We start from the raw sequence: 12,753 nt of genomic DNA, 5'->3' as shown, positions 1-12,753 counted from the left end.
TAACGAGCTAAAAGTGTGTTAACGAGCTAAGAGTGCTTCAATATGCTGTTTAAACTGATCAGTTTTTCCCAAAAAGCGGGAAACTTCAATAGAATTTAGAACCCCATCAATTTCTACCCCAACTGTTGGGTAACCTTGACCTTGCAGCTTTCGCAGCCACTCAAGGCTATCGCTTAGGTGACCGGCTAGATCCACTTTAAGGTACTCACCTAAAAATAGATCACGCCTCAAGCCTATTTCTTCTGCGATCTCAGCCAAGTTGTTAATGTCAGACACATATCGACCATCTTGGTAATGAGCATTTTGAATCGCCGCATACATTTGAAGCCCTTTATTCTCAAGTGACTCTGAGACAATAATTGCTCGTATTGGCGGTTCAGAATCCAAAATCAGATCTTCATTTTTAAGCAATTCATGCTGGTAACGATCACCAAATACCAGCCCTGACATCTCCGCAATACGCTTGTCATGAGGCAAAACAAATTGTTGTAATTTCGGCCCCATTTTTTGACGACGATCTCCAATCCAAAGACCACCACAATGCAATGTAACATGGACACATTCAAGTTCATTAGCAGCAAGAATCAAAGGGCTAGCGCCATAACACCACCCACAAAGAGGGTCATTAACATAATGTAAAATGACGTTTGACATGTTATTACCTACAATCAAGAAATGGGTTTATTTAGAATTTGTCAGTTTAAAGTAATGACAGACTGACGTACGTTATAAATTAACTATCGTGTTAATAGAAAGTTCATAAGATAAAAAACGATAATTAAAGAAGAAAAATATTTTTACTAGCCGTCGACGCGTTCTGAGAAATATAACTCAGATAGTAGAGGTAAAGTGATGTGAATTTCGCCAAATCACGTACGTTTCAAGCAACATTAGTCTTAGTCACTGCCGTTATTTTGATTGGGTTAGGAAGCAGTCTTGTAAAGTTCAAGCAGAGCATCAGAGATATACAGAAAAATATCAGCACAACACCGCACGAAATTCGCTATCAATTGCATCAATCCATTCATCAAGTCACGTTATTAGAACAGGAGATGAGGCTTCGAAAGCAGCACTCACTTTCTTACGACAGTCGCTCATTAATCAATCGAACAGAGCAACTAAAGTACCGAGTGATCAATATACGGGGAACGTGGGATGCATTGGATACCAACTTGGATAAGTCCCATGTACGTGCTGAGATAGGTGAATTTGAAGAACAAATCCTAACGCTTGAGTCACTTTTAAAAAATGCATTTAAAAATGAAATAACATTCATGCCAAAGGTCGCTCAGCAAATACTAAAGCTTAAATTTGCAAATACTCAAATGTTCGCCAGCGGCAGTAAATTTCTAAGACTGCATACCGAAAATTACGTCAAAAAATTATCAACAATTGCGACCGCTATCAATGCCTTGATCGTGGTATTTATCAGCATGCTGCTGATACTTTCCTACTCCTTAATTGTCATTTTCAAACAACGAAATACGCTAAATCGGTTGTCGACAGAAGACCCTCTAACGAAGCTGTACAATAGGCGACAGTTCAATCTACACCTTTGTAAATTGGTAGATAGGTATAACAACTCTCGGTCACCACTTACTCTGGTCGTCTTCGACGTCGACTTCTTCAAAATGTTTAATGACAACAGAGGCCATATAGCCGGAGATAAAGCATTGACCCAAATCGCCGAACGCCTTATCGCTCTAAATAGCGAAACGCTAGGGCTAGACGCCTACCGAGTAGGGGGCGAAGAGTTCGCTTGTCTCTACTGCGGCCTCGATTATTCAGACAGCTTGGCGTTAGCAGAAGACATTCGAAAAACGATTGAAAAACTGAAAATCCCCCATGAAACAAGCGACATTTCAAACTGTATCACAGTCTCTATTGGCGTCGTCAATGCAAATCAGTTTGAACACGCGACAAGTGATACGATGTATTCTGCAGCCGATCAAGCGCTTTATGAGGCAAAAAAACGCGGAAGAAATTGCTCTTACCAATATAATACTTAATTAAGATAAACTCTAATTAAGTCCATAACGTTCCAGTTTTTTAATTAATCCCTGACGAGACAGACCTAGCATTTTCGCTGACTGAGTTTTATTGCCCCCAGTTTCATCCATCGCTCTTCTTATGGTCTTGATTTCCAGTTGCTTTACTTGCTCATCTAGAGGTAGCTCCAAAGACACAGCACTTTCCTGCATTTGCTCACTTCCACACATTACGGATGCCGCCTTTACATCGGGATAGAGCAGGCTTATGTCGTCTAATGAGACCGCATCACCGGCGCAAATCGAGATGACGCTTTCCAATGCATTTCGTAACTCTCGCACATTCCCTTTCCAAGGTTGAGAACAAAACCACTCCATGGACTCCTTATTTAATGAAATCGCATTTGCTTTGCTACGTTGCTCGCTTAAAAAATGCTGGACCAGTAAAGGAATGTCTTCAGACCGATCATGCAGAGATTCGGTTTCAATATTCACTCCTTTAATTCGATAAAATAAGTCTTCCCTAAATTCCCCATTTAACACTTTTTCGCTTAAGTTCGCGTTCGTTGCCGAAATCACTCTCACATCAATGTGTACTTGCTCTCGCCCACCAACAGGGAAAAAAGTACCTTCTTGAAGAACACGGAGAAGCTTCACTTGCATAGCACTTGGCATCTCCCCAATTTCATCTAAAAACAATGTCCCGCCATCCGCGAGCTTCAACAGCCCTTCTTTGTCTTTCTCCGCCCCTGTAAAAGCGCCTTTGACATAGCCAAATAGCTCACTTTCTAACAAGTCTGCAGGTATTGCCCCGCAATGGACTGAGACAAAAGCACGAGATGACCTAAGACTAAGGTTGTGTATGCTTTGCGAGATCACTTCTTTGCCTGTTCCTGACGGCCCCATGACCAATATCCGAACATCGGTTGGCGCAATGCGTTCAATCAAAGAACGAATTTTCTGAGCGCTCTCAGAGACGCCGATATACGCATTCGCATTTTTTGTTTTCGACCCCGCCTTCAGACGAGAGACTTCTCGCTCTAACTGTGTTTTCGTGACCGCACGACGCACCACCACAGCCAGCATTTCAGGATCTATCGGTTTGGCAATAAAGTCCCAAGCACCTTGCGAAATGGCAGCAAGTGCTAGCTCTCGTTCAGCGTGCCCCGTAATAATAATGACCGGAGTATCACCAAACATAGACATACTTTGTAGTGTATTTTGTGGGTCAAAAACAGGAGGCAACGATAGATCCAATAGAACTAAATCGGGCGTTATTTGTCGTAACGCATACCCTGCTTCCGTCAAGGTTCCAACACTGGCCACTTGATAACCCTGCATTTCTAACCAACCTCCTGCTAATTCTCTAAACGCAGGTTCATCGTCAATTAATAAAATGTGCCCACCAGCTTGCATACATTAACTCTCTTTTACAGGGAAAATAAGTTCGAACGTAACAGGCCAACTACCGTCGATTGATCTTTCACTATCTTGGCGCAAAGCCTCATCGTTATGTGTAGTCTGATAGTCGCTAGAAGATCGGATAACGGCATTGCCATTAGGTGTATTGTGATTAGCTAAATACTGAATCGTACCACCATGAGCTTCCATTACTCGTCGTACAATCGCCAACCCTAAACCACTTCCGCCCGAACGTTTACTAACAAACGGCTGAAATAAGTCATCGGTCGTTAAACTACCATCGAGTTCCGGCCCATTATTTTTTACATAGATACGAACAAGGCTCAGCCCTTTAACGTCTGCTTCAACATTTGCAGAGATGTGTATTGCACCACCCTCTTGATTTCGTACAAAAGCGAGTGCGTTATCAATCAAGTTAATAAAAACCTGCTGGATTCGATGTGCATCACCCTCAAACTGCAAGTCAGAGGGAATATTAACGTCAACCTGCACCGCTCCCTTTTCAGTCGTTGCTACAATGCTCTTAACCAATGGCAATAAACGAACAGTGGATAACTGCAACGTCAGTTTTCCAGAGTACACCAGCATATCGCTTACTAAACGATCAGCTCGTTTAAGTTGCGTTTGAATGTGTTCTTTTACCTCTTTGGACGTACTGTATGACGCCATTGAAATAATATTAAGTGGGTTGCGTAACTCATGTGCCATCGCCGCAGACAGGTGGCCTAACTCAACCAAATGCTGTTCGTCTAAACGCTTTTTCTCAGCCTCAGCTAGCTCAAGAGAGCGCTCTAGTAACCCACAACTCGTTGCAAGCAAAGAACCGAAAACCTCGATGGACAACCGCATCCCGGGACTCATATCGGCATTCTCATTATGATCGGTAGACCAGCCAGAAACATGCTTTGAAACGATTACATTTAAACCTAGTTGAGTGTCTATTTTCGCAGATTCACGGGAAACACCTTCGCCTCCCTCAATCATAATAGTGACATCTTTTCTGAGATAGGTAGAAAGTAAGCGCTCACCTTTATCAATCAGCTCTTCCCAAGAGGATGCGCCTTCGAGGCTCGACGACCAATGCTCTAATACTGAATCCGTCAATACAGCGCCGGGGTAGATCAACCTTTCACTCAGTCGGCTCAACATAGGATAAAGGAGAGCAGCAACTAGAAGAATCGCCATGGAATAAATCCAAAGCTGCCAAATGGGTACATCAGACAGCGCCCTCAGCCCAACCTGAGCAGAAACCGCACTTGCCACTGCAATCATACAAAGCAACACCAGCATCATAGCCAAGACTAACAAAGCTCTATTTGCGAAGGCATTGACGGCAAGTATTTGGTAACGCACCACGCCATAGACTAACAAGAGCAGGTAGCTTGGAAGCAACAACATTGGATAGGGAAAGCGCTCGATACCAAAAGAGGGGAATACGAAGCTCGTTGCCAATAGTAAGCCCCAAGCGCCCACACCGAACATCGCTAAAATAGACCGCCGCTTGTTTCCTATATGATGTAGCCACCCATAAAGTAATATGGCGTGCGCAAGCATACCAATAATCACTGTGTACGCTAGGTTCACCATACCTGACTCAGTAAACACAAAAAACGGCCGACCTTGAATCAACGAATTAGCACTGCCCGCACCAGCCCACCAGCTATACCCCACAACGATAAAACTGGTCATATAAACAATCGGCAAACCTCTAACCCAAGCATCTAACATCGGACGCCTTACCGATCCAGTATTCACAAACAACAGCGCGAAATGCAAAAAGAAAGTGGGCATGATGGGGTTCGCCAAAACCAACGCGACACCTAATCGAATCTCCCCGTGAAAGAGTGCTAAGTGCCCGAAGCACCAGCATGCCATCATCACAGCAAAACCTGCTAACGCTCTCAGTTCCGATTGCTGCCCCGCTCGCCAAATGAGCCATGACGCGACCAATAAACCACAAACGCTGGTTAGTAAAATCGAAATTTCAAAAAAAATTGATAACGACAACCTGTAAACCTCATTAACAATAAGCACGACAAGAAACGTAAACTTAGTTTACACCATAAAAACCACAGAAATAAATAACCATAAAATTCAATAGTTTAAAACAAAACCATTAAATGGCATACAGATTGCTATAAACGAGGAAACAATTGATTTAAATCAAAAATAACGAGGAAACACCCATGAATACAGCGTCACTTCTGATGGAGGTCATCACACTCTTTGCCATGATATGTTTGGCCATCAGCCCTTTGGCCGTCAAGCAATGGCTCACAATGCGTGCTTCAATTTCATTAGATAAGGCACCGCAGCGTTCACCCAGTGAAACACCTCTAAATAGTCGCACACGTTCAAACAGCAACGACTCTTCTCTTCTTTAACATTATGCCACTAACCTGAGGTTAAATATGGAACTCGACGTTGCCCTATTGTCTCGAATTCAATTCGCCTTTACGGTGAGTTTTCACATCATCTTTCCAAGTATTACGATTGGACTTGCTACGCTGATAGCGATTTGGGAAGGGTTATGGTTAAAGACGCATAACCCGCTCTACTTACAACTGGCAAAATTTTGGATTAAGCCATTTGCGATCACCTTCGGTATGGGTGTTGTCTCCGGTATCGTTTTATCGTATGAATTTGGTACAAACTTCTCCGAGTTTTCAAACCTTGTTGGTCCAATACTCGGCCCATTGATGGCTTATGAAGTATTAACCGCCTTCTTTCTAGAAGCGGGCTTTCTTGGTGTCATGCTCTTTGGGTGGCAGCGAGTCAGTCGAAAAATGCATTTTTTCTCGACGATTACCGTCGCCATTGGCACTTGGATATCAGCATTTTGGATTATCGTTGCAAACTCTTGGATGCAAACGCCGACAGGTTACAAAGTTGTAGAAGGCCAATATCATGTGGCTAGCTGGATGGAAGTTATCTTTAACCCATCGATGCCCTATCGCTTAACTCATATGTTGCTAGCCTCAATGATCACCGCCACCTTTGTCGTAGCGGGCATCAGCGCTTACTACCTTTTTAAAAGAAAGCACGTCGCGTTCGCAAAGAAAGGCTTGTCGATGACCATGTGGATCGCACTGGCCCTTACGCCATTGCAAGCTTACATAGGAGACTTACATGGGTTAAATGTAAAAGAGCATCAACCGATAAAATTAGCCGCGATGGAAGGCATATGGCCTAAACAAGAGGCGGAAGTTCCACTCCTCTTATTTGCCCTACCCAACATGGAAACAGAGCAAAACGATTATGAAATTGGTATTCCTAAATTAGGTAGCCTTATTCTAACGCATACTCCGGACGGCGCATTGACTGGGTTAAAATCAGTAGAGCCTCAAGACAGGCCCAATGTCCCCCTCGTATTCTGGTCGTTCCGCGTTATGGTCGGCCTTGGCTTTGGCATGATTGGTATTGCTGTACTTGCTCTGATATTACGAAAAAAAGACCGTTTATTTGAGAACAAACCGTTTCTCACCTTAGTCGCGGCATTTACGCCCTCTGGTGTTATTTCCGTATTAGCGGGTTGGTATGTCGTCGAAGTAGGGCGTCAACCATGGCTGGTGTATAACCTAATACGGACTCAGGAAGTCATTTCTCCGCTTCCCGCTGAGCGCGTTCTTTTTACCTTAATCATGTTCGTCATCATCTACACCCTATTGCTAGGTGTTTACCTTTATTTTATGCGAAAAGTGATCAAAAAAGGACCTCCTAGTATGAGTACATTGGAGCAGCAATTAATCGGGATGAAAGCGCCAGGATACGCACTTGCATGGGTTAAAAGTTTGAAAAACTCAGAGGAGAAAGCGTAATGGATCTAGCACTGTTTTACTTTTTAATATTGGGCTTCGCAGTCTTCATGTATGTTTTGTTAGATGGCTTCGACCTTGGAATAGGCATCCTTTACCCATGGTTCGAAAGCAAATCCGAACGCGACCACCTTATGCGTTCGATCTCCCATGTCTGGGACGGTAATGAAACTTGGCTCGTATTCGGAGGCGTGATGCTCTTTGCAGCCTTTCCTGCGGCTTACGCGGGGATAACATCAACGTTTTACCTCCCTATTATGTTGATGCTGTTTGCATTGATCTTCAGAGGCGTCGCGTTCGAATATCGCTTCAAGGCGGATCGTTCTCGCCCATACTGGGACTTGGCATTTAGCGCAGGCTCAGCCATTGCAGCATTCTGCCAAGGCATATTATTGGGGAGCCTTGTCCAAGGCATTCCAGAGGGCAGCAGCATGATTGCGAGCTGGCACTGGCTTACTCCATTCACTATTTTAACCGGATTTAGTGTGATGGCAGGGTATGCACTTATGGCCAGTAGTTATTTGTTTATGAAGAGCCGAAGCGACATTCAACGACGTGCAAGCCATCTAGGAAAAAATTTACTCATCTGTGTGGTATTGGCAATGCTCACTGTGAGTATTTGGACAACGATAGCATCACCTGAAATACAGAACCGTTGGTTTGAAAACGGCCACTTTATCTATCTCAGCCCCTTACCCATTATTAGCCTCTTTTTAAGTATTGGCATATGGAAACACTTTACTCGTCATCAAATGCTGAGCGGCCAGTCTGAAGGCAAAAATGACAGTCGACCTTTTTGGTATTCTGCTGGACTCTTTCTCACCGGATTCATTGGTTTGGTTGTTAGCTTGTTCCCGTATTTGATCCCACGTCAGCTTACGCTTTGGGAAGCGGCTGCGCCAGACTCAAGCCTTACCTTCTTGCTGGTTGGTGTGTGTCTTTTTATACCTTTGATCCTCGCCTATACCCTTTGGGGATACCGTGTTTTCTCCGGAAAAGTCGAAGACTATCAAGAAGGCTATTAACTCAATATTTTTGAGAGGACTAAGAATGAAACTCAAGTCGTGGAAATGGTTCGTCGTACTCTATGTCGGAGGGATTGTCAGCGTCTCTCTTTTGGCTTTTACCCTAAAGAGTCTAATTTACCTATTACCTTAATTAACTCACCCCAATAGCAATTATGAACAGGGCGAGAATTGGACTGGGATTGCGTTAGAGCCTTCAAAGAACTCTGACGCAATTCTAATCCAATCAAATTCGACATCAGCAAGCCACATGTAGACAACTTCAAAAGGCTCCGTGACAAAGAAATAACTCTAAGTGTTGATTAGATAAAATTTCAATAACAGAATATAGTTAGAGACCATCCTGTGAGTCAGGGCTTAAACCCAAAGACAGCTTATTCATTGGAAGAGACATGAAACCATTGCGCTACCAACATATTGATGAACTACCAGGGCTTACCCTCAGTGAAGCGAAAATGCCCCAAGTTCAATTTGAAGCGCACTTTCATTTGGAGTTTCATATTGGGCTTATTGAGCAAGGCCAGCTGACTCAATCAATTCAAGGAAAAAAACTCCCTCTTACTCCTAGAACCGTTTGTATCATCCCTCCCGGAGAGGTTCACGATGGCGTATTTAACGCTAAAAACCTGAAAGTTGATGGCAAAGAAAACCAATATAACTTGGCTACGTTTAGAGTACCTAATCAACTAATACAAACTGCATTTGAAGAAAGTGAATTAAGTAATAAAGGTGAACAAGTCGAAGGCTTTATACGACCCGCATTAATTGAGAGAAATAACATCGCTGAAAACTTTATGCAGTTAAAGCGCGCACTGATACCAAATAACAACGCAAGCCAACTGCACAAGGATGTGCTGTGGTCTAACTCGATTTCTGAGTTGCTATCGCAGCTTCATCAAGCTCCCTCACTTAACTACGACTATCAAGGACTAAGCAATAATGAGTTCAACATCATACAAGAATATTGCTACGCCAATCTTCATCGAAAAATCGGCATCGATGAATTATCAACTCTTATTCAATTAACGCGCTTTCAGTTTATCCGTCGATTCCAGAAAAGAGTTGGAATTGCTCCACACACTTGGCTAACCAATCTTCGGCTCGAATCTGCCAGTCATAAATTGCTAAGCACCAAGACGACGATTACCGACATCTCGGCAGATGTCGGCTTTTACGATCAAAGCCATTTTAATCGAGTATTTAAGAGAGCATACCGAGTATCGCCATCTCAGTATCGCAAAGGAACCTAGCGGTTTTAGATTCTGGATTGCTTAGCCGCCAACGTATTAAATCGCCTCGCACTCTCGACAAATGCTTCCACATCTTCCTTTAGTGTTCGAAATGATGTAACAAGTCGAACTACGCCACTTTCCCAACGCCCACCGTAAAATGCAAAACCTTTGCTCTTTAAATAGTCTTCCATTCCGTCAGGTAAGGTACAAAACAGCATATTTGCTTGAGCAGGCGTATTAATTTTTATTTCAGGAATACCGCAAAGGCCATCTTGCATTAAGGCCATCATCTCATTAGCGTGCATCGCATTTTTTAGCCATAGTTCATCCGTTAAATAAGCTGCCATCTGTGAGGACAACAAACGCATTTTCGAATGCAAATGACCGCCTCGCTTACGAAGTACATCAAGGTTCTTAACTAACTCCCTATTAAAAACCACTATTGCTTCCGCCGCCATCACGCCATTTTTAGTGGCTCCAAAAGATACAATGTCGATCCCAGCTTTCCACGTCATTTCAGCAGGCGAGCACTTTAACGCAACAAGTGCATTCGCAAATCGAGCGCCATCCATATGAGTCGCGATACCGACCTCTTTCGCGATATCGGTTAACGCTTTGATCTCTTCCAATGAATACACGCTACCGACTTCCGTGACTTGAGATAGGCTTAACGCCCCTGGCTGACAGGTATGCACGTCTCCTATTTTTTGGGTTGCCGCTTTTCGCAGCTGCAGAGGGTCTATTTTTGCATTCGCCCCACCTAGCCCCACAAGACGAGCCCCTCCAGTAAAAAATTCGGGAGCTGAGCTTTCATCGTTTAATAAGTGGCTTTCTTGATGACAAAAAACGTTCCCCCATTGAGGTGTCATTGCACTTAAACTTAATACATTTGCAGCCGTACCCGTCGAGACCAAAAAAACATCCACCTCACATTCAAATAGGTCCGCCAGCATGTTCGTTACTTGTACCGTTCCTTCATCGTTCCCATAAGGCATTGCGTTGCCTTGGGCAGCTTTAACAATGGCGGCTAAAACTGAATCCGACGCACCTGCAATATTGTCGCTGGTAAATGCTACGTTCATTTTCACATACTCCCTTCCGTTACATTATTTGATTCAAATATTGCCAACTTATACGCCGCTGCGCTTGTATTTTTGTGCAGAAAATCAAGTCTGAGCACTTTCTTTAACTTTATTTTTAACTTTTGCATCCATTTAGATTTCCTCGTCGTTTCTATAAACACTCTACATCAACAAAGACAAATCGAGGTCATAATGAAATCTGTTTTAACCAAATTTAGCGCGACAAAACAATCCCTTGCTTTACTAGCATTGCCACTCGTATTATCCATTAGTACAAACGCATTTAGCGGTTCGTATGGTTACAATGATGATTACGACACAACCCCTATCGTCAAACAAACAACAGAAATCGGTACAGTATGGGCGACGTCAAAGGGCATGACCTTGTATACGTTCGATATGGACAAGGACAATCGCTCAAACTGTAATGGTCGATGTGCAAAAGCATGGCCCCCTTTGCTAGCAGCAAAAAACGCAAAAACAAACGGTGTATTTAGTACGATCACGCGCAATGACGGAACAAAGCAATGGACCTTAAACGGTGAACCTCTCTACACTTGGATTAAGGATAAAAAAAGTGGCGATACGACAGGCGATGGCGTGAAAGGCGTTTGGCACGCAGCAATGACTAAATAGAACTAAGTTATATAGCATTTTGTAAACAAAACCGCGTTTTTCTGAGAGTTTACCAAAGTAGAAAATACGAAGGCTACAAAGGTAAGCTTTCTGAAAATCGCGCGTATTCAGGAGTCTTTAGTGAACAACGACGTTTGGAAGCAACAGGTTGAAAGCTGCTTAGCTCTGATCAAACTGAGGCATCAACCCGCTTTTGAAGAGCTCTACAAATTAACAAGCAGTAAACTCTACGGACTCATCTTAAAAATGCTGCCCGATAAAGACATAGCGGCAGATATCCTTCAGGAGAGCTATACCAAGATTTGGTTGCAGTCCGATCGATATCGCACCGATCTCGGAGGTGCTTGGGCTTGGGTTTGCCAACTTACACGCAATACCGCTATTGATAAAATTCGCTCAATTCAGCGCCAACCACTCATAGGAGACGATGCGGATTTACAACATCTCGCCACGTCTGACAGTGGTATCTGGGAAAATGAGAAAGACTTGAGCCGTTGCTTACAAGCCATCAAGCAAGAACCTCGTACAGCAATTATTCAAGCTTACGTGTACGGATTTTCACATGCTGAACTCGCTGAACGCCTCCAAACACCACTTGGAACACTAAAGTCTTGGATTAAACGCGGCCTAAAGGATTTGCAACAATGTCTAGAAGCTTAAGATATCGACGTCCTGAAATCCAAGACCATTTAGCGAGTCAGTACGTGGTCGGAACACTTTCAACTCGATGCCGTAAGCGGCTAGAAACGTTGGCTGAACAGATCCCTGAATTGGAAAATAGAATTTATCACTGGCAGCAACGTATGACCCCTATTAACGACGCTCTCGCCGAAGCGACACCACCAAAAAAAGTTTGGAAGCAGCTCAACCAATTAAGCCGATCAGAAGATCAGTCTCGCTCGTTTACTACCGTAATTTGGCAGGCAATCAATGTCTGGAGAGCGGCGACCGGAATGGCGCTCTTAGCGCTACTTATTACCGTCTACCTACCTATAGATAACAATCAAAACCCACAGTTCAAATCTGCAAATTATATTGCCAGCCTAAATAAACCACTTTCTCCAGATACACTAGGCGCACAAGCTTCTCATATTACCTATGAACCAAATATTGTAATAGCCGCTTATAAAGGTAACGAGAAGAGAAAATCAGAGCTGCACTTACAGTGGAATCAACGCCAAGAAAAGACAAGTTTAACAGGCCTTACTATCTGGGCGAGTAGCCAAGTTGATGGTTCACTCACCTCGCTAGGTTCCGTTTCTTTACTCGAGAATGGACGCACGTTAAACAAAGAAGAATGGTCTACGATTAAAAACAGTGCAGAGCTTATGATCATCGAAGGGAACCACTCAGATGGCACCGTTCGCTTTCGTGGACCTTGTTTACAGTTGAAAACGTGGCAAGTAAGCGGTCCTAACAATGCAAGCTTTTAACGCATTCTTCACCCGATAGCGATCGTTAGCCGATACAGAGTTTCACTTCCATTGCCGTTGGTAAAACGTTTTTCATACGACCCCATCACAACCAATCAGCGGAACTGACAAGCGCTGGCG

12 protein-coding genes are annotated in these 12,753 nt (G+C 43.6%); 8 read left to right on the top strand and 4 right to left on the bottom strand.

Annotated elements, in window-relative coordinates; translation table 11 throughout:
- Nucleotides 1-18: 18 nt before the first annotated feature.
- Nucleotides 19-654: a DsbA family protein gene (locus MARME_RS01625; protein ID WP_013659529.1), complete on the bottom strand. Its 636-nt coding sequence runs from the start codon at nucleotides 652-654 to the stop codon at nucleotides 19-21.
- A 200-nt stretch (nucleotides 655-854) separates the two neighbouring features.
- Between MARME_RS01625 and MARME_RS21260 the strand changes: the two genes are divergently transcribed.
- Nucleotides 855-2,009, top strand: a complete 1,155-nt coding sequence (locus MARME_RS21260) for a GGDEF domain-containing protein (protein WP_013659528.1) — start codon at nucleotides 855-857, stop codon at nucleotides 2,007-2,009.
- 12 nt (nucleotides 2,010-2,021) lie between these two features.
- Here the strand turns inward: MARME_RS21260 and MARME_RS01615 are convergent, their stop codons facing one another.
- Nucleotides 2,022-3,404, bottom strand: coding sequence for a sigma-54-dependent transcriptional regulator (locus tag MARME_RS01615; RefSeq protein WP_013659527.1), 1,383 nt, complete (start codon nucleotides 3,402-3,404; stop codon nucleotides 2,022-2,024).
- A gap of 3 nt (nucleotides 3,405-3,407) precedes the next feature.
- Nucleotides 3,408-5,417 carry a sensor histidine kinase gene (locus tag MARME_RS01610; RefSeq protein WP_013659526.1) on the bottom strand — a complete coding sequence of 670 codons (2,010 nt, stop codon included), beginning with the start codon at nucleotides 5,415-5,417 and terminating at the stop codon, nucleotides 3,408-3,410.
- 179 nt (nucleotides 5,418-5,596) lie between these two features.
- On the opposite strand from MARME_RS01610, the gene MARME_RS22010 reads away from it, so the two are divergent.
- The 4 genes from MARME_RS22010 (at nucleotide 5,597) to MARME_RS01590 (ending at nucleotide 9,500) form a co-directional block, all read left to right on the top strand.
- Nucleotides 5,597-5,794: a hypothetical protein gene (locus MARME_RS22010; RefSeq protein ID WP_013659525.1), complete on the top strand. Its 198-nt coding sequence runs from the start codon at nucleotides 5,597-5,599 to the stop codon at nucleotides 5,792-5,794.
- Between the two features lie 27 nt (nucleotides 5,795-5,821).
- Nucleotides 5,822-7,228: a cytochrome ubiquinol oxidase subunit I gene (locus MARME_RS01600; protein WP_013659524.1), complete on the top strand. Its 1,407-nt coding sequence runs from the start codon at nucleotides 5,822-5,824 to the stop codon at nucleotides 7,226-7,228.
- Nucleotides 7,228-8,250 (top strand): cytochrome d ubiquinol oxidase subunit II, encoded by a 1,023-nt coding sequence (gene cydB, locus MARME_RS01595; protein ID WP_013659523.1) that lies wholly within the window; start codon nucleotides 7,228-7,230, stop codon nucleotides 8,248-8,250. Before MARME_RS01600 ends, cydB begins: the two co-directional genes overlap by 1 nt.
- Nucleotides 8,251-8,642: 392 nt before the next feature.
- Nucleotides 8,643-9,500, top strand: a complete 858-nt coding sequence (locus MARME_RS01590) for an AraC family transcriptional regulator (RefSeq protein WP_013659521.1) — start codon at nucleotides 8,643-8,645, stop codon at nucleotides 9,498-9,500.
- A 5-nt stretch (nucleotides 9,501-9,505) separates the two neighbouring features.
- Here MARME_RS01590 and MARME_RS01585 read toward each other — a convergent pair whose 3' ends face one another.
- Nucleotides 9,506-10,564, bottom strand: a complete 1,059-nt coding sequence (locus tag MARME_RS01585; RefSeq protein ID WP_013659520.1) for a threonine aldolase family protein — start codon at nucleotides 10,562-10,564, stop codon at nucleotides 9,506-9,508.
- Nucleotides 10,565-10,756: 192 nt separating this feature from the next.
- Between MARME_RS01585 and MARME_RS01580 the strand changes: the two genes are divergently transcribed.
- From MARME_RS01580 to MARME_RS01570, 3 genes are all read left to right on the top strand, one after another.
- Nucleotides 10,757-11,200 carry a COG4315 family predicted lipoprotein gene (locus tag MARME_RS01580; RefSeq protein WP_013659519.1) on the top strand — a complete coding sequence of 148 codons (444 nt, stop codon included), beginning with the start codon at nucleotides 10,757-10,759 and terminating at the stop codon, nucleotides 11,198-11,200.
- Between the two features lie 120 nt (nucleotides 11,201-11,320).
- Nucleotides 11,321-11,860, top strand: coding sequence for a sigma-70 family RNA polymerase sigma factor (locus MARME_RS01575; RefSeq protein WP_013659518.1), 540 nt, complete (start codon nucleotides 11,321-11,323; stop codon nucleotides 11,858-11,860).
- On the top strand, nucleotides 11,845-12,633 hold the full coding sequence (locus tag MARME_RS01570) for a hypothetical protein (protein ID WP_013659517.1): 789 nt from the start codon (nucleotides 11,845-11,847) through the stop codon (nucleotides 12,631-12,633). Before MARME_RS01575 ends, MARME_RS01570 begins: the two co-directional genes overlap by 16 nt.
- Nucleotides 12,634-12,753 lie beyond the last annotated feature (120 nt).

The sequence above is a fragment of the Marinomonas mediterranea MMB-1 genome (assembly GCF_000192865.1).
Taxonomy (GTDB): Bacteria; Pseudomonadota; Gammaproteobacteria; order Pseudomonadales; family Marinomonadaceae; genus Marinomonas; species Marinomonas mediterranea.
This window is presented reverse-complemented; position numbering and strand designations above follow the sequence as displayed.

Coding starts and splice junctions, on each gene's coding strand:
- MARME_RS01625 (WP_013659529.1), bottom strand. CDS start 654: ATGTCAAACGTCATTTTACATTATGTTAATGACCCTCTTTGTGGGTGG.
- MARME_RS01615 (WP_013659527.1), bottom strand. CDS start 3,404: ATGCAAGCTGGTGGGCACATTTTATTAATTGACGATGAACCTGCGTTT.
- MARME_RS22010 (WP_013659525.1), top strand. CDS start 5,597: ATGAATACAGCGTCACTTCTGATGGAGGTCATCACACTCTTTGCCATG.
- MARME_RS01600 (WP_013659524.1), top strand. CDS start 5,822: ATGGAACTCGACGTTGCCCTATTGTCTCGAATTCAATTCGCCTTTACG.
- cydB (WP_013659523.1), top strand. CDS start 7,228: ATGGATCTAGCACTGTTTTACTTTTTAATATTGGGCTTCGCAGTCTTC.
- MARME_RS01590 (WP_013659521.1), top strand. CDS start 8,643: ATGAAACCATTGCGCTACCAACATATTGATGAACTACCAGGGCTTACC.
- MARME_RS01585 (WP_013659520.1), bottom strand. CDS start 10,564: ATGAACGTAGCATTTACCAGCGACAATATTGCAGGTGCGTCGGATTCA.
- MARME_RS01580 (WP_013659519.1), top strand. CDS start 10,757: ATGAAATCTGTTTTAACCAAATTTAGCGCGACAAAACAATCCCTTGCT.
- MARME_RS01570 (WP_013659517.1), top strand. CDS start 11,845: ATGTCTAGAAGCTTAAGATATCGACGTCCTGAAATCCAAGACCATTTA.